Annotated in this window: 17 protein-coding genes and 1 pseudogene; 7 read left to right on the forward strand and 11 right to left on the reverse strand. The window is 50.6% G+C overall.

From position 1 onward, the window contains the following. Positions 1-100 precede the first annotated feature (100 nt). The 3 genes from CIK78_RS03095 to CIK78_RS03105 form a co-directional block, all read right to left on the reverse strand. Positions 101-1,254 (reverse strand): IS3 family transposase gene (locus CIK78_RS03095; protein WP_096277116.1). Its coding sequence is split into 2 segments (ribosomal slippage): positions 101-1,017 and positions 1,017-1,254, totalling 1,155 coding nucleotides; the frame shifts between segments, so codons are not numbered across the junction. A gap of 59 nt (positions 1,255-1,313) precedes the next feature. Further along, positions 1,314-2,666, reverse strand: coding sequence for an SIR2 family protein (locus tag CIK78_RS03100; RefSeq protein WP_096277118.1), 1,353 nt, complete (start codon positions 2,664-2,666; stop codon positions 1,314-1,316). A 34-nt stretch (positions 2,667-2,700) separates the two neighbouring features. Next, on the reverse strand, positions 2,701-3,195 hold the full coding sequence (locus CIK78_RS03105; RefSeq protein ID WP_096277120.1) for a toll/interleukin-1 receptor domain-containing protein: 495 nt from the start codon (positions 3,193-3,195) through the stop codon (positions 2,701-2,703). A 295-nt stretch (positions 3,196-3,490) separates the two neighbouring features. Here CIK78_RS03105 and CIK78_RS03110 point away from each other — a divergent pair, with 295 nt between their 5' ends. After that, positions 3,491-3,820, forward strand: a complete 330-nt coding sequence (locus CIK78_RS03110) for a hypothetical protein (RefSeq protein WP_086961195.1) — start codon at positions 3,491-3,493, stop codon at positions 3,818-3,820. A 313-nt stretch (positions 3,821-4,133) separates the two neighbouring features. Here CIK78_RS03110 and CIK78_RS03115 read toward each other — a convergent pair whose 3' ends face one another. Continuing rightward, entirely contained in the window at positions 4,134-5,126 is a 993-nt protein-coding gene (locus tag CIK78_RS03115; RefSeq protein ID WP_096277122.1) for an IS30 family transposase, read from the reverse strand. 231 nt (positions 5,127-5,357) lie between these two features. Here CIK78_RS03115 and CIK78_RS03120 point away from each other — a divergent pair, with 231 nt between their 5' ends. Both CIK78_RS03120 and CIK78_RS03125 read left to right on the forward strand, forming a co-directional pair. After that, entirely contained in the window at positions 5,358-6,356 is a 999-nt protein-coding gene (locus CIK78_RS03120) for a DNA-processing protein DprA (RefSeq protein WP_086961193.1), read from the forward strand. A 108-nt stretch (positions 6,357-6,464) separates the two neighbouring features. Continuing rightward, positions 6,465-7,532: a hypothetical protein gene (locus tag CIK78_RS03125; protein ID WP_217990264.1), complete on the forward strand. Its 1,068-nt coding sequence runs from the start codon at positions 6,465-6,467 to the stop codon at positions 7,530-7,532. Positions 7,533-7,635: 103 nt separating this feature from the next. Here CIK78_RS03125 and CIK78_RS03130 read toward each other — a convergent pair whose 3' ends face one another. The 3 genes and pseudogenes from CIK78_RS03130 to CIK78_RS03140 all read right to left on the reverse strand — a co-directional run. After that, entirely contained in the window at positions 7,636-7,923 is a 288-nt protein-coding gene (locus tag CIK78_RS03130) for a hypothetical protein (protein ID WP_096277124.1), read from the reverse strand. 112 nt (positions 7,924-8,035) lie between these two features. After that, a complete protein-coding gene (locus CIK78_RS03135) occupies positions 8,036-9,820 on the reverse strand; it encodes a hypothetical protein (protein ID WP_096277126.1) in 1,785 nt (594 codons plus the stop codon). Between the two features lie 87 nt (positions 9,821-9,907). Beyond that, a pseudogene (locus CIK78_RS03140) lies at positions 9,908-10,756 on the reverse strand (magnesium chelatase domain-containing protein); the annotation flags it as partial. A 196-nt stretch (positions 10,757-10,952) separates the two neighbouring features. Between CIK78_RS03140 and CIK78_RS03145 the strand changes: the two are divergent. After that, positions 10,953-13,016 (forward strand): TonB-dependent siderophore receptor, encoded by a 2,064-nt coding sequence (locus tag CIK78_RS03145; RefSeq protein WP_096277128.1) that lies wholly within the window; start codon positions 10,953-10,955, stop codon positions 13,014-13,016. Between the two features lie 17 nt (positions 13,017-13,033). On the opposite strand, the gene CIK78_RS03150 is transcribed toward CIK78_RS03145, so the two are convergent. The 4 genes from CIK78_RS03150 to CIK78_RS03165 all read right to left on the reverse strand — a co-directional run bounded on the left by CIK78_RS03150 (position 13,034) and on the right by CIK78_RS03165 (position 17,791). Beyond that, positions 13,034-13,909 (reverse strand): ABC transporter substrate-binding protein, encoded by an 876-nt coding sequence (locus tag CIK78_RS03150; protein WP_096277130.1) that lies wholly within the window; start codon positions 13,907-13,909, stop codon positions 13,034-13,036. 129 nt (positions 13,910-14,038) lie between these two features. Continuing rightward, positions 14,039-16,159 (reverse strand): TonB-dependent siderophore receptor, encoded by a 2,121-nt coding sequence (locus CIK78_RS03155; RefSeq protein WP_096277132.1) that lies wholly within the window; start codon positions 16,157-16,159, stop codon positions 14,039-14,041. Positions 16,160-16,332: 173 nt separating this feature from the next. After that, positions 16,333-17,247, reverse strand: a complete 915-nt coding sequence (locus tag CIK78_RS03160) for an AraC family transcriptional regulator (RefSeq protein WP_096277134.1) — start codon at positions 17,245-17,247, stop codon at positions 16,333-16,335. Between the two features lie 199 nt (positions 17,248-17,446). Next, positions 17,447-17,791 (reverse strand): accessory factor UbiK family protein, encoded by a 345-nt coding sequence (locus tag CIK78_RS03165; protein WP_096277136.1) that lies wholly within the window; start codon positions 17,789-17,791, stop codon positions 17,447-17,449. Between the two features lie 347 nt (positions 17,792-18,138). Between CIK78_RS03165 and CIK78_RS03170 the strand changes: the two genes are divergently transcribed. From CIK78_RS03170 to glnK, 3 genes are all read left to right on the forward strand, one after another. Then, the gene (locus tag CIK78_RS03170) at positions 18,139-18,477 is read left to right on the forward strand and encodes a P-II family nitrogen regulator (protein ID WP_096277138.1); all 339 of its coding nucleotides are present in this window, start codon (positions 18,139-18,141) and stop codon (positions 18,475-18,477) included. A 44-nt stretch (positions 18,478-18,521) separates the two neighbouring features. Further along, the gene (locus tag CIK78_RS03175) at positions 18,522-19,769 is read left to right on the forward strand and encodes an ammonium transporter (protein WP_096277140.1); all 1,248 of its coding nucleotides are present in this window, start codon (positions 18,522-18,524) and stop codon (positions 19,767-19,769) included. Positions 19,770-19,951: 182 nt separating this feature from the next. Next, complete coding sequence (gene glnK, locus CIK78_RS03180) at positions 19,952-20,290, forward strand: P-II family nitrogen regulator (RefSeq protein WP_096277142.1); 339 nt, start codon at positions 19,952-19,954, stop codon at positions 20,288-20,290. Positions 20,291-20,295: the final 5 nt, after the last annotated feature.

Below are 20,295 nucleotides of genomic sequence, written 5' to 3' on the forward strand. Positions count from 1 at the left end.
AGATGAGCCGTAAGAGGAGGAGGATGACTTCTTGAGCGCGTTCAAGTGATGTAGATTTATCGCCTAGTTCACCCAACAAGGGTGAATCGCCCCGGATATTCTAGACACCCGTTAGGCTCTTGAAGTAACGCCTTTCATACTCAACCGGTGACAAGTTATCACTTGTGCCGTGTCGGCGCTTTGGGTTGTAAAACATTTCAATGTAATTGAACACGTCACATCTAGCCGCTTCGCGTGTTGAATAAATCTGTCGCTTGATTCGCTCTCGCTTGAGAAGTTGAAAGAAGCTTTCAGCAACGGCGTTGTCATGACAGTTACCACGTCGGCTCATGCTGCCTACCAAGTGATTCGCTTTCAGAAAGCTTTGCCAGTCTCCACTGCTAAACTGGCTTCCTTGATCCGAATGCACCATCACCGTTCCTTGTGGCTTGCGTCGCCAGACTGCTGATAACAAAGCATCCAGTACCAACTCCGTGGTCATGCGAGACTTCATCGACCAGCCAACCACTTGACGAGAAAACAGGTCGATAACTACCGCTAAGTAAAGCCAGCCTTCGTAAGTGCGGATGTACGTGATGTCCGTCACCCAAGCAATATTTGGCGCTGTTACTTCAAACTGACGGGCTAAATGGTTAGGGGATACAACAGCCGCTTTTCCACCGCCATAGCCGCCAGGGCGTCGTCGATAGCCCGTCTGAGAGCGTAAACCTTCCCTACTCATAAGACGCGCCACACGGTGCTTCCCGCAAGTTTCGCCAGCTTCACGCAAGTCCTGGTAGACCTTGCGATAGCCATATACACCGCCACTTTCAAGCCAGGAGTGCTTGATCAATCCCAGTAGGCGCTCATCTTCCCGAGCTCGATTAGAGAGCGCTTTTTTACACCATGCGTAGTAACCGCTGGGATGCACGGCCATCATCTGACACAAGCGACGTACCGCGTATTGGCTCGCATAATTTTGAATAAACGCGTACCTCAGTCGGACTCCCTGGCGAAGTACGCGGTGGCCTTTTTTAATATGTCTCGCTCTTCTGATACGCGTTTGAGTTCGGCCTTCAAACGACGGTTTTCAGCTTGGAGATCATCATCTTCTTGCCGTTGTTCTACCGGCTTATCGTAGCGCTTGATCCAGTTGTACAAGCTGTGCCCTGACACGCCTAGCCGCTCAGCGACCTCGGCCACGCGATGGCCGCGCTCTACCACCTGTTTGACGGCTTCGATTTTGAATTCTTCAGTGTAGCGGGGATGGCTCATGGTTCCTCCTAGATACCTTTAGTATAAGGCCTGGAGGTGTCTACGAAACCTGGGGCGATTCAGGGTGTAATCTTTTTACCATTCTCGTGCTGAGATTCTTGATAAGACTTCATAACCTCATTCCACAGTAATTTCGACATCGAGCCTGTAATACCTACAGGAATTACAAAAACGCCTTTCGCTACAGCGATATCGAATTCTTCACGCATTCCGTCAGAAAGGATTAACTCGCCATTTTCCAGCTTATTGCCAAACATAAAAATAGCAACGCCTGCATGAGCGAGCATATTGCGTCGATATTCTGTCCACAGTTCCTTCAGAGGCCTTTCCCCAGTCTTGCTTTGTGGAAAGGGCCTAAGAATTAACTGGTCGTTGTCGAGACGGCCACCATTCATAACAGTTTGTTCAAGCACGCCAGTGATGATTGCGCTACCTATACCGAGGCCAAACCCTGAGATCACTCGGTACTGTTCTTTGCAAATGGCCCTGCTCAGATGATAAACGAATTGCTCTGATTCAGCCTTGCACCACGGGTTATAGTCATGAGCAGCACCAGAGATAAAGATTGTATTTCTTTTGTGGCGATGCTCGATGGCACGCAGAATGTCAGTAATTTCAGAAAACTCATCAACATAAACGGCTTTGATCCCTACACGGAGCAGCTCTCCTGTGAAAAGCTCTTCCTTACGTTGGCGATACTCGAAGTCAGCAAGGTCTTCATTCTCTCCCTTGCTAGCTCTTCTCAGGATGCAGTAGTGCTGTCGTTGATCTCGAGTAAACTGAATCCTGACGCGGCTAAGAATATATTCTAGATTAGGGTCGGTGAAGCTGAAGCCGAGAAAGAGGAAGGTTTTAGAAACCAAGTCACCGCTTAAAGCTGTAATGAACGGCTGCATATTGACGTGGTAACGCTCATAGTCATCGCGAGTCAACACCGCGTCAGCGGCATGCTCGATGTCACCATGCATCTTATAAACAATTGCATCACGTTTCGGCCGTGTCGTTGCCAATTGCTTATTGGTATGTTTGATGTCAGCTATCTTTTCGTTTTTTTCAAGCGCCGTTTCGATCAAACGATCATAATTGGTTGTCCAGTAGGTCGGAATAGGCAGCCTTGCCAGAATCGCGTGGTTTTCAGTGGGCTCCGCCGTCATTGAGAACTCAGTCACCAGTAGCTGATTGAGTTTTGCTCGGTTGGTCGCATTGACGTTTGTGTGGTATTGCGCCAACGTAACTAGATCCCATTCTTTATCGACGTCTAAATCAAGCTCATCAGCTATTGGCTTGAGCAATGACTTCCAGTCGACATAACCTGCTGCTCTTGAAAAGCCTGCACCCGCAAAAATAGCCAGATTTCCTTCTTCTAGCTCTTTTGAAAGGGTGTCAACGAGCCGTAACTGATCACGTTTCATTCTGAGCTTCCCGTCAGGTTTTTGTAAGGCATAATCAGATATTTCTCAGCCAACGACTGTGCCCTTGAAGGTCGTATAGGGCTAATGCTCCGTTTGGTGTGGTGTCGATACGGGAATAAAGCTGTAAATATTCATTGCCATGATGACGACCTGATGAGTCGACGGTAGGAACGATGACGATGTTATTGAGATTCTTCTTTCCATCAGCGTAACCAATCTCCCAAGGGCACCATCGTGATGACATGGAGTTCTCAGTAGCCAGGAAAAGGAACCAATTGGCATGCACAATGGCATTCTTGATTCGCCTTGCGGTTTCTGCATCAGGGCGTTCCGGCATCTTTTGGTCTTGCCAATCGATGTAGATATCCCACCCTTGTTCAATGAGCATTTGCTGAAGGCCTAATGCTTGCTGGTTATCTTTGTGACTATGGCTCAAGAAAGCAGTCGGTCGACCGATGCTTGGTGATGAAAAAACCCGTTGTTGCTTACGAAATGAAGCATTGCTGAGCTCATATTGGTAAATTGCCATACGTTACCATTCCCTACTATTTCTTAGTGTTTCAAGGGAAAGTGTCATTATTTTCATTCATTCGCAAGCCGTTTCTGAGCGTATTCTGATAGCGGAAGCGTTCAGCGTAATAGGCGGCGATGAAAGGCTTAGTGAATCCTGTTAGGCCTAACCGGGTGCTGTACGAAATAGCGACTACCACCCTCATTGGGGTTCCATCATGATCTAGTGGCAGCCAATGGTGTAACCGGATCATTCAATTCTTCAGATTATTGGGCCTGGGAGATAGATGATTGAATAATGTAGGAGAATCAAAATGAAAATTATTGAAAAGGTGGAAATCGATTCCGTCACCGATGTGATGTGCGATGTATGCCTATGCTCCACTCGGGTAGCGAATGTTGGGCTTGAATTTGCGACGCTCCAAGCTCATTGGGGATACGGGGCTAAGCACGATGGCGAGCGCTACGAACTACATCTCTGTGAGAGTTGCTTTTTTGGCACAGTTGCGTACCTAAAACAGGAGCGACGTATACAAAATTTATTCAGTGAGGAGGTTGGGATAGAGGCTAACGAGCCGAACAGCACATTTGGCCTAGTTGCATCAGAGGATTATTTTCGTGACGACGTCGGAAGCAAACTCTAATCATGATCTGCTCTGAAGTGGCCAATAAAGCGCTTTTAGCGCGAGGCTGTTGGACATTTTTGAGCAAGATGTGTCGTAAAAAAGAGTCAGGGCGGGCCTTGATCAAAGGCCATTGTCACTACCGGATGCGCCTTCTTGGCCTGGGTAACATGAACTAACTAGGCCGTATTGTTGTAGGCATGAAGCTGCCTTCGTCATTTAACAATATTGCTAATATCTGTCACCCATGGGGGCTTATGGGCTAGGGTCATTACTGGCATTGCCAAGAATACAAAAGTTCTAAATTGCAGTGGAATGACCTTCAGTCCTGGATTCAACTAATAAGTGCAGCACCTGCGGTTTCTAGTGCTCCTGAGTATTCACCTAAGAACACCTGGGCTGGGGTTCGGTATCCCAGCCGCTTTCTTGGTCTATCGTTTAGCTTATTGACGACACTTCGTAGCTCGGCATTGGTCACTTTGCGGAAGTCAGTACCTTTAGGAAAATACTGCCTAATCAGACCATTGGTGTTTTCATTAGTACCACGCTGGCATGAGCGGTACGGGTCGCAAAAATAGGTCTTAGCCGAGACGGCCTTGGCAACTTTCCGGTGCTCAGCGAATTCCGACCCATTATCCAAAGTGATGGTGTGCACTGCCCCTCGGCGTGGTGCCAATAACCGCGTCATTGCCTGAGCCGTTCTAGTGGCGGTGATTGTTGGCAGCCGCGCTGCCAAGAGGTAGCCACTGCGTCTTTCGACCAGGGTCACCAGTCCAGATTCTTTGTGGCCCTTAAGCACCGTGTCGCCTTCCCAATGTCCGATATGGCGCCGTTCTTCCACCTTGGCAGGGCGCTGCTCAATGCCTACTCGGTGCGGGATTTTGCCTAACCCCGCCCGCTTAGCCAATTGGCGCTGGTAGCGCCGCTGGCGTGGCAGTCGGAGCCGTTTCCATAATGTTCCACCGTGCTTCTTGTCGTCCCAGATTAACGCATAGATCCATTGATGGCTTACGCAGGCCCCGTTGGCATTGGCCATGAAGCCACTGATTTGCTGAGGGCTCCATTCGTCCATCAATTGGTCAGTGACCCAGCGAATCAGGCTGGGCAGCCGCTTCGTCACTTTCCAGGCAGTGCGTCGGCGCTGATCACTTGCCGATTGAGCCTGTTCAGGCGCATAACCACTGGTCAGACCGTTGCGCTTTATCTCGCGACTAATGGTGCTGCTATGGACACCAATGGCCTTAGCTATCTTTCGCTGGCTAATGCCGGTCTCAAGATAGGCAAAAATTTGGTATCGTTGGATCTGGGTCAGTTGTCGGTATCCCATGCTCTGCTTCACTTTGGTAGGTAAGGCAGAGAGGGTACCGGCGCTGGCCCTCCTGCCTCTACCTTGTGGTCCAAAGTGCTGCGCTTATTCTATGAATCCAGGGTACGTGCTTAATAAGAAAAAGTGACGTGAAAGGTACGACTGGCGTAGGCAGGTTCTTCTGCGCGAACCCGAATTCAAGTAGTCTCTACTATGGATAACGAAAAAAGCGGCTAACTGGGAATGTAAGGCATGGATCGTGGTGCCAATTTTTGGCGTAATGAAGTCGTAGCTTTTCTTGCGCTATCGACTATCAAAGGTGTTGGGTACTGGACGCTATTTCGTCTGATGTTGCCCGGGAAAGGGTTCAAAGACTTTCTCAAAAATTCACCGATTTCTGTTCTTGAAAAAGAGCTGAAGGTATCACTTTTGCTGGACGGTGAAAGTCCTGAAGAGTGGCAGCATAGAGTCTGGGAGGCTGGCCTTCAGCTAGCCAGGGAACTGGCCAAATATAGAGCACGGCTAGTCTTTCGGGATCAGGAGGAGTTCCCAGGCAGGCTTAAAGAAATTGAAGATGGGCCGCGCTGGCTATTTATCCAAGGGGATATTCGAACCCTTTATAATCGTCCAATTGCTGTTGTGGGCACTCGTAAGCCTTCAAAGGATGGTGAGTTCTTGGCTCGCTACGTTGTCGCAACACTTGCACATTCAGAGAGAACGGTAGTATCTGGCCTCGCTTTTGGCATCGACCAAGTTGCTCATCAGGAGTCTCTCAGGTATGGCTTGCCCACAGTGGCGGTTTTAGGAAATGGAATATTCCTTGATTACCCCAAAGGCTCTCAAGAGATCCGTGAGAAAATTTTGATGAATGGCGGGGCAGTCATAACAGAATACCTGCCACATCAATCTTATTCTGGTGAGAACTTTGTGAGGCGAAATCGAATCCAGGCAGGCCTTTCTGAGTTTGTTATTCCAGTTGAATGGAAAATAAAGAGCGGCACAGCTCACACTGTTGAATATGCTTCAAAATACCAAAGAAAAGTGGTCAATATATTCCTGCCAGGAACAGCAAAAGCCCGACCAGAAATGGTTTTTTCGGAGCGTGCACGTGGCGCAACATCGTTTGAGATACCTAGAGAAACCGAGCAGCTTATAGCGCTACTGGATTTGGATACCTCCTCATTGCAAGTGGATTCCGAGCAATCAGAAGATATCGCGACCGAACCAGTGCAACAGAATTTAGAAATTTAGGTAGTTCCTAGTCACTTTAACAATATGAAAAGAAGCCTATGTTGATAGTAACACTCTCCCAGTGCGCTGCTAATTAATGGTGACCCCGATCCCTCTATTGCACAGGTTTTGATAGAAGCAGCTCAAAATAATCATAAGGTTGGGATTGTCTCAAATAACGCCAAACCGGGTTGGTTTGATGAGTTATTTGCCGAAACCGGTGTAATATTTAAGCAAGAGCTAGGACGGCAAAATGGAGGGATTATTAAAAGAACTGCCGAAAAGCTAAAAATCGCGCCGCAAGATGTCTTAGTGCTAGTTGGATCGCAAGCTGACATTGCCATGGGTAAGAATGGTAAAGCGGTTATGGTTGCAGCCGGTTGGTCAAATGACCCAAGAGTGTCTGAGCTCGGTATTCAAGTGGATTGTGCACGTTCTCTTAAGGAAACCCTTCGATTAACTTCGGAGTGGGATGGCAAGTGGTGGTTCAATGGCCAAGGCGCTTCGTATTCTGTACATGCTCTTTCAGATCTATCTACTTTCGGAAAAGACTTTGATCAAAAACAATTTCGCGCGCATCTAACTAGTACTATAAAACAAGGGGGGCCTCGATTGAATGCCTTACTTGCAATGGTTGCGAGATCTCTGCTAACTCAGGGTGTTGACTCGTTTCCAAAGCTTTTTTGGGGAGTGTTTCCTTCGTCAGCTAGCGATAACAGTGATAGCGAGGTACTCAGCGATTTTACGCATCGCTTAAGGACAACTGTATCAAAAGTTCGTATGGCGAGAAAGGGAGAGCCCTTGTTTGTGCGTCATAAACCATCAACTAAGCGGTCGTCAGCTGGTTCAAGAACAGATCGACTTGATCCCACCGAACAGATAGAAACTATTCATTTAAACCCTAAATATCGCGGTAACCTCACCGGGCGTAATGTCATAGTGGTAGATGACTGTACTACTCATGGGGTGTCTTTCGGTGTAGCCGCCGCACTTTTGCGTAAAGCAGGCGCTAATTCTGTCACATGCATTGCACTGGGTAAGTTTGGTAGATCTCTGAGGGACTATCAGATTGATATTACCTCAGATCCATTCCAACCACTCAATCTAGCGAAAAACGCTGTTATAAAAGATAATCCTTTTTTTGTGGGGCACGAAAATAATGCTGCACAAGAAGCGCTTAAGGGCTTGTTGGGCTAGATAGGTCATTAACTTTTTTGTAAAGTAATTATAACCTTACTGTGACCTGCCACTTGAAGGTTTAAATCTAGGCAGGTCACTTACTCTTATCGAAACAAGGAAGTTACCCGCTGACCGGCGTAACTCGTGTTGCTTGTCTCGAAGCAATCATGTTCGCGGGACGCTGAATTTCACTCAGCGTAGCGTCGTCTAAAAGCCCTTCTTCGCGTACAAGATCTAGTACTCCTCGCCCGCTCTGTAGTGCCTGTTTGGCGATTCGTGTTGAGTCGATGCATCCCACATAGCTTCGCTGGATATCTGTCTCTTCTGGCACGCAGAGGCTGACCAAATCGTCGCATAGTGAATCTGGCAGGATTGTTTGAAGGTGCAAGAGGGCAATGCTGTTTAGCATGAATTGCGGCTTTCGGAAGGGCTGCTAAAGTAGCCTCTTACAAAAACCGCCCTCTGGATGACGTCTTTCGGTACGTTTCACCTAGCTTATATATTTTAAATTACTTTAGTCTTTATTCGCCTGTGAGCGTTCTTAAAGCTTTGGTGAAGCTTACATGGTTAAGTGGCTTTATAGATGAACTGCTATCTTGCTTTTTATTATATGCGTGTACCCATGTTTTCATATCTAAAACACCCGAAGAAGCTCGAATTTTACTTTCAGCTCCTTTTAAATTTCCACGGAAAAATGCTATGTGGTTTATAACTTTTTTGATAGTCGCTTGATGGTTTTCTTCTGTTATCTCAAGCAGTAACGCACAGTACCCACCCTCATTTTCTCTACATTCAATTTCAAGAAGAAATACTCTACTTCCGCTGTAGTCAAAATGATAAACTAAAACGCTTCTATGTTTTGAAAGTGTTAACGTGGTCCATTTGTCCCTTCTGTGTTTTTTTTGATACTCGTCTATAACTCTTTTGGGTAATGGCCAAGTCAGAATGTTATCTCTAAACAGACCGCCTTCTTGTGGCTGATAGCAGAAAAGATTACTTATTATTTTTTTATTGCGAAGCAGATTCAACATTTTCTTTAACTGCAAAAACCTATAAGGCATGTTTGTTTGGCCGACCTGTTCCGCAGAAACCTCCTTTGTTTCTGTATTTCCATGCGTCGGTAATCCAGAAGTGCCATACTTGAAAAATTGATTTTCAATAGGCGTTACTTTTCCTGTAAGGTATTTATAACTAACCTCTTTTTCAATTTTTTTTAATTCTGGTTTGTTTTTCCAAGCAACCCCTAAAGAGCTGATTTCATCAAGCCCAGAATTCGCTGCAGGATCTTCTTTAGAAGAAATCGCTAAATCATCATTTGGGCTGCTGTTGTTCTGACTGCCATTTGGCCAAGGCTTATCTTTATCTGAATCTATAGTGTCTTTGCCTGTCTCGCCACTATTGTCGCGACCATGGTGGATTGTCAAGTTACTAAAAGGCCACGTTGCTGAGATTATCTCCAAGCAAAGATATTTGTTAGGTTCTGATTGTATTTGAACTGCACGTACAGAAAATTTAAAATTGTTAACTAGAAAAGGAATGCCTGCATATATATAAGACTCACCAGTAGCCCTTAAGGCATTAGCATAAATAGCATTAGCTGCTTGAATGCCATGTTCAGAAATAGTGAGATTCGCTGCATTATCAGCAAACTTATCCTTAATTCTCTTTCTTAAAATTACCAACCATTCGTCATCGGAAATTGTTCCAGTTTTTTGTATATTAACAATTCTTTCCCTAGTTGTTGCCCATGGCCCCGTTGTTAATGCTAGTGCGAACTCAGAAGAGGGTGCCATGAGGGCCCTAAAAACTTCGTGGCAAGGGATTATATAGGTACTTTGTGCTTGCTGAATTACAACGCAGTAGCTGTTAGAAAAGTCTTTTCCAAGATTGTATTCTGACTGCCCTATCCAACGGTATGGGAATTCATCTTTCCACCAACTTGGCCTTTCAGGCATGATATCGTTTGCTTTAACAATTCTAGAACTGTTATCTGTTAAATCTGCATTAATATTAATAGTTTGAGCATTAGCGCGACCAATTAGGCGCCCATTTTTGTATATGGTACCTAAAACAAGCTCTGGAACTATTCCCGTATGTGCGCGTACCAGGATCTCTTCACTCAGGCTGGCAGGCTTGCAGATTTCTTGTTTGTTTGGGTTCGAGCTTACTGGACAAAGCTTGACGCCAACAGAGGGGGTTGATGTTCGTCCCTCATGCGATTGGTACCCATCTACCCACCGTATCATCCAGTGGCGACCATCGTGAGGAAATTCTTCAAAATTAGTGATTAGATTTCGACTAGCCATGCAAATATTAGCACCTATTTTTTTCTTAAGTGCAGTATGCCAGTCGTGCAGTTTTTTGTTTAGTCGTTTTTATTAATGTAATTCACAGCCGCCCCCGACCAGCGCCGCGGCGCTGGCACTGTGATGGGGCTGACGAAACGGTCTTTTACCCCAATCAGCTTCTAAGGGCAGGCCGCAGACCGAACGCACGGCGGCGACTTCTAGCGCGTCTTCTTCAGAAAGCGGCGGCAAAATGCCCGGTAAGCGGCTGGCCAGCATGGTTTTGCCCGTGCCCGGAGGGCCGGCAAAGAGTAGGTTGTGGCCGCCAGCCGCGGCAATTTCTAACGCGCGTCGCGCCTGCTGCTGGCCGCGCACATCGGCAAGGTCATCCACCGTTGCCGCCTCTTTCACCGAGGCGCTGAGCCTATGCGGTGGAATCTTCTCCTGATCAAGCAGGTGAGCGACGACCTGCCAAAGCGTATCGGCGGGCAATACCGGTAGATCGCCTGCTAGCGCGGCTTCATCGGCGCAGTCGCGGGGCACAATTAGCGCTTTTTTTGCCCGCCGGGTGGCCAGCGCAAACGGTAGTATCCCTGGTACGGCACGTAATTTTCCATCCAGCGCTAACTCACCAGCGCACTCCATGCCTTCTAACGCTTCCACCGGTATTTGCCCAGAGGCAGCGAGAATGCCTAAAGCGATAGGAAGATCGAAGCGGCCACCCTCTTTGGGCAGATCAGCAGGGGCGAGGTTTAGCGTGATACGTCGAGTATTCGGGAAATCAAAGCCCGCATTGACTAGCGCACTTCGTACCCGTTCGCGGCTCTCTTTTACGGCGGTTTCCGGCAAGCCCACCAGCGTTAGGCCCGGCAAGCCGTTAGCCAGGTGAACTTCAACATGCACCGCTGGTGCGTCTAAGCCCACGCCTGCGCGCGTGGCCACAATGGCTAGCGTCATCGCCTTTCCTCGCTAATATCTGAACCTTAGTGCTTTCTAAGCAAACTTTACTCTAAGCGTTAAACTACCGTATTTAAGAGGATGTTGATAGCGGGCCGGTCAAGGCGATATGATTAATACAAATAACAACGATTATCATGATCTTTACTATACTGACATTGCTGCTTTCCTCTAACTTCATAATGAGTTGCCGACTATGCCTGCTGTGCCGTTTATACGCCGTCCTTTGGCGTGCTCGATTGCTGCTGCGTTGATTCCAATCACCGCGACTTTATTATGTTCTACCGCTAGCGCCCAGGATGGCACGGCTAACAATGGCACGATGGTCGTGGTAGGCACGGCGTTAAAAGTAGATGCGCCGCTGGTGGAAACGCCTCGCCCTGTCTCTAGCGTTGACCGCGAAGAGCTAGACACGCGTAACGTGCAGCAGTTAGATGAAACCTTTCGCTACCGTGCAGGTGTGTTAGCGGGCCATTACGGCAGTGATAACAACACTGATTGGCTCAAGGTGCGTGGCTTTGATCAATCGACGTATCAAGATGGCTTGCGCATTTATCGCGAGGGCTTTTACCAGTGGCTGCCTGAGCCGTTTGGCCTGGAGCGAATTGACGTCTTTAAAGGGCCTTCGTCGATTCTATACGGCGAAGCACCTCCCGGCGGGCTGATTAACGCGGTGAGCAAGCGCCCAACGCAAACGCCGCAGGGGCAGGTGAATTTACAGCTGGGTAATCGTAACCATCGTCAAATTGGTATTGATACCAGCGGGCCGCTGGGGGAGTCTGACAACGTACGTTACCGCATGGTGGGCCTGTATAAGGAGCGCGATGGCGATTTAAATGCGACGGACAACGAGCGTTACTATTTTGCACCGAGCCTAGCGGTGGACGTTAGCGAAGACACTACCGTGACGTTTTTGGCCAGCGTGCAAAAAGACGACGGTGTTCCCGTTAACGGCTTTAAACTGCCTTACGGCACCGTGCAAAACACGCCTTTTGGCCGCGTTGACCCACAAACTAATTTAAGCGAGCCGGGCTACGATCAGGATAAACGCACCCAGTGGGGGCTAGGCTATGAATTGAGGCATAGCCTTAATGATACCTGGGCGTTTGAGCAAGATTTGCGCTACAGCGAGCTCGATCTAGATCTACGCAGCACCTATGTACTCTCGATGGTAGATGACCGCCGTGCTTCCCGCGGGCATGTTTATCGTGATGGCAACATCGACAGCTGGACGGTCGACAACCGCGTTGTGGGCACCTGGTATACGGATCGCACCGAGAATACTTTGCTGCTAGGCGTTGATTATCAAAACCTCGCCTTAAAGGGTCAGGAAGCAGATAACTTCGCCTTCGGTGAGCCGATCGATATTTTTAATCCGACGTACGGCAATTTCACGCCCATTGGCCAGAATGATCTGCTCACCCGTGAGATCGACAAAGAGCAAACCGGTTTTTATGCGCAAAACCAACTGCGGCTAGACGACCGGTGGGTGCTGCTAGGCGGCGTTCGCTATGACCAGGCAGAAACGGAAAATCGCAACGTAACTGCCGATACCACGCAGCGCTCAGATGATGATCAGGTATCTTGGTCGGGTGGTGCGATGTATCTGGGTGAAAATGGCATTAACCCTTACGTCAGCTATACCGAGTCGTTTGACCCGGTAGGCCGCGTCGATAGCAGCGGCGATCTCTACGAGCCGCGCGAAGGCCGGCAGTGGGAAGTGGGTGTGAAGGTCGCACCGTTTAGCTGGGACGGCTATATCACCGCGGCGGTTTTTGATCTCCAAGAAAGCAACACGCTAGTCAACTCGCCGGCAGGTTTTCAGGTGCAGGAAGGCGAGCGTACGTCCCAAGGCTTTGAGCTGGAAGGGGTGGGCTACGTAACGGATGACCTTAAGGTCACCGCTGCGTACACCTATAACGATTCGCGCTTGGAAGATGATCGTCGTGCCAGCTTAATTCCACGCCATCAAGCATCCACCTGGCTGGAGTATGCAGTGACCGGGGGCGCGCTCGATGGCATAACGCTGGGCGGCGGCGTGCGCTACGTAGGCAGTAGCGTCGATGCGGATAATAGCAGTAGCGATGTGAGCAGCTACACGCTAGTGGATGCCATGGTTGGCTACGAGTTTGCCGATGGCTGGCAGGCCCAGATTAACGTCAATAACCTGACCGATAAAGAGTACGTCGCAAGCTGCGAATTCTGGTGCTACTACGGTGAATCACGCAGCGTCATCGGCAGCGTTAGCTACCGCTGGTAAGCCGTTTAACGCGTGAGCTACTGATCGCTGCGATGAGATTCTTCCAACGCGGCGGTCAGTTCTCGTGCAAAGCGCTGTGCAGATGGCAGCGCTCCAAAGCTCCAGACTGGTGGCAGGCGCAGCAGGTTAGCGTTTTTGACGTTAGGCAGCTGTTGCCACAGGCCGCTGCTAGCAAGCTCTGCCTCTACTCCCGCGGGTAAGGAATCGATGATCACGATGGTTGCCTCGGGATAGTGCGCCAGCGCTTCGACCCCCACCAGTGAAAATCCCCAAGCATTGGTCGTTTGCTCCCATGCATTAGGCAGCGCTAGCTGCTCAAGCACGGCGTTGTACAAGCTGCTTTTCCCAAAGACACGCACGTGACGCGCATCCATGAACTGCACCATCAACAGCGGTGCGGTATCTGGCTGTGCTTGGCGTAGCGATGCCATCAGCGTTCGAGTGTCATTGATCAACTGCTCTGCTGCCGCTTCGCGGTCGGTTATTTCGCCCAGCTCGCGGGTCAGCGCCTGCATTTCCTGCCAAGTATCCGCGCCGGGTGAATAGAGCGCCAGCGATGTCACCGGTACGATTTTCTCCAAGCGCGGCGCTAAGCTCGTGAACATGGGGGAAATCAGCAGCTGCTCGGGGGGGAACTGGGACAAAAGCTCCAGATTAGGCTGCGTGCGCAAACCCATATCGGTAGCACTTTCCGGAATGCGAGGTTCGCCAACCCAGGCGTGGTAGTCAGCCTGCTGGGCGATGCTGCTGACAGGTGCATCGATCGCCAGCAGCGTTTCGGCAATGGTCCAGTCCACCGTGGCAACCTGGGCATGCGCGGTAGAAACGGCCAGCAAGCATAAGGCGAACAGTCCGCAGCGAGCACATAAAACGAGCAGGGTGGTGTGGCGCATGAGGTGGTAAGGCCATCCGGAAATATAAGCGATATATTTAAAAGATAATGTTTATTGTTTGCAAATCTAATTCAGAAACAGCAACGCCCAGGCGCATTGGCCTGGGCGAGTGGTTGTGTATAGGGAGGCTTAGAAACGATAGTGAACGCTAGCCGTCACACCGCGCTCAGCGCCGAAGTAGCAGTAATCAAGCGAGTTGCACGAGGCGACGTAATCTTTATCCAACACGTTACTAATGTTTAAGCGTGTTTCGACGCCCGGAACGCCTACGTGGCTTAGGTCGTAACCGATGGTGGCATCGACTAGCGTATAGTCTGGCACCGTTTCAGTGTTGGCACGGTCGGCGGCGATGTCTGCGTAATGGCGCACGCCAACGCCCATATCGACGCCATTTAGCCAGCCGTCATTGGCTTCATAGTGAGCCCATGCCTGGACTTGATGGCGAGGTGAGTAAATTGCGTTGTTACCCTGGTTGCCGTCGTCGCTTTTAGCGTAGGTGATGTCGGTGAAGCTATAGCCTGCCTGAAGCGAGAGCGTATCGGTGAGCTGCGTTTGTGCCTCCAGCTCAAGCCCCTGGGATTCAATTTCACCCACGGCGCGGAAAGGGTCGCTCGGCTGCTCTTTAGTGGCTACGTTTTCCTGAGTGATATGGAAAATGGCCGCGCTGTACTGGTTGGCGCTACCGTTGGGCTGGTATTTCACCCCGGTTTCCCACTGCTCGCCTTCCATGGGAGAGAGTAAATTGCCGCTTTCATCGACGAAACTGGTCGGCGTGAACGCAGTGGAGTAACTCAAATAAGGGGCCACGCCATTATCGAATAGATAAACGGCGCCGGCACGGCCGCTAAACTGCGTGTCACTGAGCGAACTCGTATCGTCGGTATCGAGGTTGGTGTTATCAATGCTAACCCAGTCGTAGCGCCCGCCCAGCGTGAAACGCCAGTTATCCACGGCGATCTGATCCTGTAAATAAACCCCGGTTTGTTCGATCTTGTGCTGCTCACGAATCGGGTCGTAAAACGCGAGCGGGTCGCTACCGTAGATTGGCTCGAACGCATTCAGGGAAGGGAACGCGCCGGATGGCCATGAAACGTCATTTTCGCGCTGCTGATAATCGACCCCGAAGAGCAGTGTGTGATCGACAACACCGCTGCTGAGGCGCGCTTCCAGCTGGTTATCAACCGTCACCGCTTCAAGGGACTCGTTACTGCCGGAGTAATAGCGATTCAATTCGTTGGAGGTCGGTGAGGTCCAGCCAAAGCCATAGGCTTGGTTAAGCACGACGTCAGAGTTGAGATAGCGCAACATCTGGCGGCCCGTCACTTGATCGTTGAAGCGGTGTTCTAGCGAGTAGCCGACCATTCGCTGAGTGCGCTCGTAGGCATCGTAGTCTGCTTCGCCGTCAAAGAAGTTGTTGCTGATTTTACGGCCGTTGCGCGGCACCACTGAGCCCTCATAAGGAACGCCAGAGTGGTAGCCGCCTTCGGGTTCGTCCTGAAGGTAGGCTTCGACAGTCAGGCTAGTATCGTCGGTGATGTCCCAGGTTAGCCGAGGCGCAATAGCGTAGCGCTGTTCTTCCGTTGGACCAAATTGAGTATCAGCAGCGCTGGCAATACCGGTTAAGCGGAATGCTAGGCGTTGCTCAGCGCCAATAGGGCCGGTGACATCAAACGCCGCGCTGCGCTGGTTGTTATTACCCACTCTAAAGCGCAGCTCACCGCCTTGTTCAAATTCGGGCCGTTTGCTGTTCAAGGCCACCACGCCGCCGGGTGAGGCGCGCCCGTAAAGTACCGATGCGGGGCCGCGCACCACCTCAATACTTTCCAAAAACCACGGGTCGATGCGCATACTGCTGTGCGAGTTGGCATCTCCCATGACTTTTAAGCCGTCTAAAAACGTATTGCTTAAACTGCCGTCAGAAAAGCCGCGTAGCACCAGGTAGTCAAAGCGATTGGAGGCGCCCACTTGGTTGGAGTACACGCCAGGCGTGTAGTCTGTGGCCCGCTGCACCGTGCTTACCCCGCGATTATCCATTTGCTCACGGGTAATCGTGGAAACGCTTTGCGGCGTCTCAATAAACGGCGTTGCTACCTTCGTCGCGGCTTGCTGTGCCGTGATCGTAACTGTGCCCAGCGGCGTTGCCTCTTGTGCACTCGCGGATGTGACGCCGAGTACGGCAATAATTGCGGCACTTAGCGGAGAGCGGAAGAACAATGGAGCGTTTGAGAAGCGATGAGGCGCGAAGAGCATGTAGATATACCTAAAAGGGGAAGCCATTAACTAATATGTTAATGAGAATTATTGCGCTTAATCGCTAGAGAAAGGTATGCGCGATGACAAAGAAGCTATTGGATATGACAAAAAAGCGGGATGCGAAGGAACTTGCTGCGCAAAGATACCCACATTGCGGGTAGGGAAAACCATTAGCCGCGGCTAATGACCGCCGTTGGGGCGATACCAAACTGCCGCTTGAAGGCGGTCGCAAAGTTAGTGGCGTGGCAATACCCGCAGGCGTGGGCGACCTGTTGGACGCTGTGATCGTTTTCTAATTGGCGATAGGCCTCTTGAAGGCGGCATCGGCGTAAATGATCAAAGATGGTGCAGCCGTATCGGTCGCGAAATTTTTGGCGCAGGCTGCTCTGGCTCATGGCCATGCTGCGCGCCAGCGCTTTAAGTGAGTACTCGGCCATCGGGTGGTTGCACAGGGTTTCATGCAGCTGGGCGAGTCGCTCGCTCTCTCGCGCTTTAAGACCGGGGGGCAGTGGGAAGCTGAAGGGGGACGGCGTAGGTAGTCCATAGCCAAGTAGCTGTAGCGAAAGGCCATGCCAAAGCAGCGACTGGCGCCAGTCGTCCAGCGGATATTCGCTTGTGGCAAGTAGCTGTGTAAAGAGCGCCGGAGGCAGTGTCCAGGTGCGCAGCTGTGGCTCATGTGCGCTTGGTAGCGCATAGGGAGCGGTTGCCAGAACGGCAATATTCAGCGTGCGCAGCCGCACCTGAGCGGGCTGTTCGACAACCAGCGGTGCCTGCGGGGTGAAATGCGCGCACAGCCCTTGGCCGGCACCGATAGTGAGACGTGTCTGGCCTTGACTGATATTAATACGGCCATCCATAACCACACACATAAACCATGGCACGGACTGAGTTGAGCGCGAGAGATAGCGATGACGAACCTCAAGATCCGACAGCGTGAGGTGCAGTGCAGGAGGCAGCGACAAATCGCTGACGCTGCCGTGTGCAAGCGGGCAGTCAGACGCCTCCCCAGGGTGTAAGTAGTCGATGCCGAATTTATGCCCCAGCTGGCTAAGCGTGGCCGGGGTTAACGATGTGAGAGTTGGCATCGGTGCTTACAATGAGGGAGCGTTGCATGAAGTATCCAGAGAACAGATCGTTATTGGCGGTGATCGTAATCATTGGCAGCCTAAAACGCAATGATAAATGTTCTCATTATTATAAATTAGCAGATGTTACTAGCCTCTGCTGTTGTTGAGCTGTGCGGCGGCCATCAGACCGCCGCTCAACGGATTACTTATCGTCGTGTTACGCGTCGCCAGCGGCAGGCTTTTTCACGGCCGCCGCATCTTGTGAAGAATGTTCTGACGCTTGTAAAGGCGCCGTGGGTGACGGCGCTGCGGCCTGCTGCGTTTCAATCACCGCTTCCAAGTTTGCCACCTGGCGTTCCAGCGCTTCGACACGCGTCCGTGTGCGCTGCACGACATCCATCAAAATATCGAAATCTTCGCGTGAGACTAGCTCCAGGCGATCAAAAGCGCTGCGAACCACTTGCTGTACGCCTTTTTGAATATCTTCCGGCGCTTGAGATGCGTTCTGTAAGCGGTCGCCAATCTGCTGGGCCAGTCGGCTAATACGGTCTTGAGGCGCCATGGCTCTCTCCTAATGAGTCATACATAAAAGGTAATTGCTTACCGGTAAGGATACGCAACAGTGGGCGAATTCGCATGTGCCGCGTGCGTTTACTGTCTTGTAGGTGATTTGCATCTAAATAGGGCAGGCAATGTTTGCTTACGCTCTTTTTTGGTGCGCCAGGCCTGTTGCGGTAATGGTTTTACGCAAAATCGGCCATTTAAAACCATTGTTTATTGCTTTAATTGACTGATTGTAAATAAAAAAAAGTCAGCTGGCACAGTATGCGCATTAACGGTTCAGGTGCTTATTCTGGCGGCTGCGCCGCTACTAATCTAGCAGGACTTATCCAGCAGGGGAGATCCGGGATGAAACTCATCACCGCTATCATCAAGCCATTCAAGCTCGACGACGTTCGTGAAGCACTCGCCGATAACGGCGTGCAGGGCATTACCGTTACCGAAGTAAAAGGCTTTGGTCGTCAGAAAGGTCATACCGAACTGTATCGCGGTGCCGAGTATGTGGTCGATTTTCTACCCAAAGTGAAAGTGGAAGTGGCCGTAGACGATGATCGCTTAGAGGGCGTACTGGATGCGATCTGTAACGCTGCTAACAGCGGCAAGATTGGCGACGGCAAAGTCTTTGTGACGCCGCTAGAAGACGTGATCCGTATTCGTACCGGTGAACGCGGCGCAGACGCCGTTTAAACCGCACTCACAGGGTACTTTTTTAGTTCAACGGGGAACTAACAATGAATGAATTGGCTGATCTTAGCTACGCACTCGATACGTTTTACTTCTTAATTTGCGGCGTGCTCGTCATGTGGATGGCCGCTGGTTTCTCCATGCTTGAAGCGGGCATGGTGCGTTCAAAAAACACCGCAGAAATTCTAACCAAAAACATCGCGCTGTTTGCTATTGCCTGCACCATGTACCTGCTGGTTGGCTACTTCATCATGTACTCAAGCTCTGCCGGTGGCTTCTTGCCAAACCTGGGCTTCTTGATTGGTGCCGAAAACAGCGTTGATGCCGTCACTGCAGGTGGCGACGATGCACCGTATTACTCCATGCGAGCAGACTTCTTCTTCCAGGTTGTGTTTGTCGCAACGGCCATGTCGATTGTGTCTGGTGCGGTGGCTGAGCGCATGAAACTGTGGGCATTCCTGGCCTTTGCGGTTGTCATGACCGCGGTGATCTATCCAGTATCTGGCTACTGGACATGGGGCGGTGGTTGGTTGGCTGAAGCGGGCTACTCTGACTATGCCGGTTCGGGCATTGTGCACATGGCAGGGGCCGCCGCTGCGCTGGCCGGTGTATTGGTGCTAGGACCACGTAAAGGTAAATACGGTAAAGATGGTTCGATTCATGCGATTCCCGGTGCCAACATGCCGCTGGCGGCGCTAGGCACACTGATTCTGTGGATGGGCTGGTTTGGCTTTAACGGTGGCTCAGAGCTAAAAATGTCGGATATCGGTTCCGCTAACAACGTGGCACAGGTGTTCGTGAACACGAATGCGGCCGCTGCGGGTGGCGTCATTGCCGCGCTTATTCTGGCTAAACTGTGGTTCCGTAAAGCGGACCTCACCATGGCGTTAAACGGTGCATTGGCGGGCCTTGTGGCGATTACTGCTGATCCGCTTTCTCCTTCTGCTTTGAGCGCGGCGATGATTGGCGCGATAGGCGGCATCATCGTTGTCGCTGCCATCGTGACACTGGACAAGCTGAAGTTGGATGATCCTGTCGGCGCTATCTCGGTTCATGGTGTGGTCGGTATCTGGGGCGTGTTAGCAGTGCCGTTGAACAACGCCGATGCAACCTTTGGTGCCCAGATCATAGGCATTGTGGGCATCTTTGCCTGGGTCTTTCTTGCTAGCCTCGTGGTATGGCTTATTCTCAAAGCGATCATGGGCGTGCGCGTTAGTGAAGAAGAAGAGTATGAGGGTGTCGATATCGCTGAGTGTGGTCTCGAAGCTTACCCAGAGTTTAGTGTTAAAAAATAATTAGGTGGCGCCAAAAAGCAATTCCAAGGCACCTAAATGAGCAAGTGTTGTTCTCATGGCCTCCCCTTTTGGGGAGGCTTTTTTATTCTCCTCCCATAGCGGTGTATGCTGGTCGTTAGCGGGCCATCCGCCGCCGCACAGCAAAGCCCATCACGGCCACCTAGTTAGAGAGGATTCTCGTAATGAAATTGATCACTGCTATTATCAAGCCATTTAAGTTAGACGACGTGCGCGAGTCTCTCTCCGAGATCGGCGTACAGGGCATTACGGTGACGGAAGTTAAGGGCTTTGGCCGTCAGAAAGGCCACACCGAGCTTTATCGCGGCGCTGAGTATGTGGTGGATTTCCTACCTAAAGTGAAGCTGGAAGTCGCGGTGGACGACGATATGGCGGAACAGGTCATTGACGCCATTACCCAGGTCGCTAATACGGGTAAAATTGGTGATGGGAAAATCTTTGTCATGCCGCTAGAGCAGGTCATTCGCATTCGTACCGGTGAAACGGGCAAAGACGCGGTTTAAACGAT

It is taken from the genome of Halomonas sp. JB37, assembly GCF_002332255.1.
Classification (GTDB): Bacteria; Pseudomonadota; Gammaproteobacteria; order Pseudomonadales; family Halomonadaceae; genus Vreelandella; species Vreelandella casei.

Coding starts and splice junctions, on each gene's coding strand:
- CIK78_RS03100 (WP_096277118.1), bottom strand. CDS start 2,666: ATGAAACGTGATCAGTTACGGCTCGTTGACACCCTTTCAAAAGAGCTA.
- CIK78_RS03105 (WP_096277120.1), bottom strand. CDS start 3,195: ATGGCAATTTACCAATATGAGCTCAGCAATGCTTCATTTCGTAAGCAA.
- CIK78_RS03110 (WP_086961195.1), top strand. CDS start 3,491: ATGAAAATTATTGAAAAGGTGGAAATCGATTCCGTCACCGATGTGATG.
- CIK78_RS03115 (WP_096277122.1), bottom strand. CDS start 5,126: ATGGGATACCGACAACTGACCCAGATCCAACGATACCAAATTTTTGCC.
- CIK78_RS03120 (WP_086961193.1), top strand. CDS start 5,358: ATGGATCGTGGTGCCAATTTTTGGCGTAATGAAGTCGTAGCTTTTCTT.
- CIK78_RS03130 (WP_096277124.1), bottom strand. CDS start 7,923: ATGCTAAACAGCATTGCCCTCTTGCACCTTCAAACAATCCTGCCAGAT.
- CIK78_RS03135 (WP_096277126.1), bottom strand. CDS start 9,820: ATGGCTAGTCGAAATCTAATCACTAATTTTGAAGAATTTCCTCACGAT.
- CIK78_RS03145 (WP_096277128.1), top strand. CDS start 10,953: ATGCCTGCTGTGCCGTTTATACGCCGTCCTTTGGCGTGCTCGATTGCT.
- CIK78_RS03150 (WP_096277130.1), bottom strand. CDS start 13,909: ATGCGCCACACCACCCTGCTCGTTTTATGTGCTCGCTGCGGACTGTTC.
- CIK78_RS03155 (WP_096277132.1), bottom strand. CDS start 16,159: ATGCTCTTCGCGCCTCATCGCTTCTCAAACGCTCCATTGTTCTTCCGC.
- CIK78_RS03160 (WP_096277134.1), bottom strand. CDS start 17,247: ATGCCAACTCTCACATCGTTAACCCCGGCCACGCTTAGCCAGCTGGGG.
- CIK78_RS03165 (WP_096277136.1), bottom strand. CDS start 17,791: ATGGCGCCTCAAGACCGTATTAGCCGACTGGCCCAGCAGATTGGCGAC.
- CIK78_RS03170 (WP_096277138.1), top strand. CDS start 18,139: ATGAAACTCATCACCGCTATCATCAAGCCATTCAAGCTCGACGACGTT.
- CIK78_RS03175 (WP_096277140.1), top strand. CDS start 18,522: ATGAATGAATTGGCTGATCTTAGCTACGCACTCGATACGTTTTACTTC.
- glnK (WP_096277142.1), top strand. CDS start 19,952: ATGAAATTGATCACTGCTATTATCAAGCCATTTAAGTTAGACGACGTG.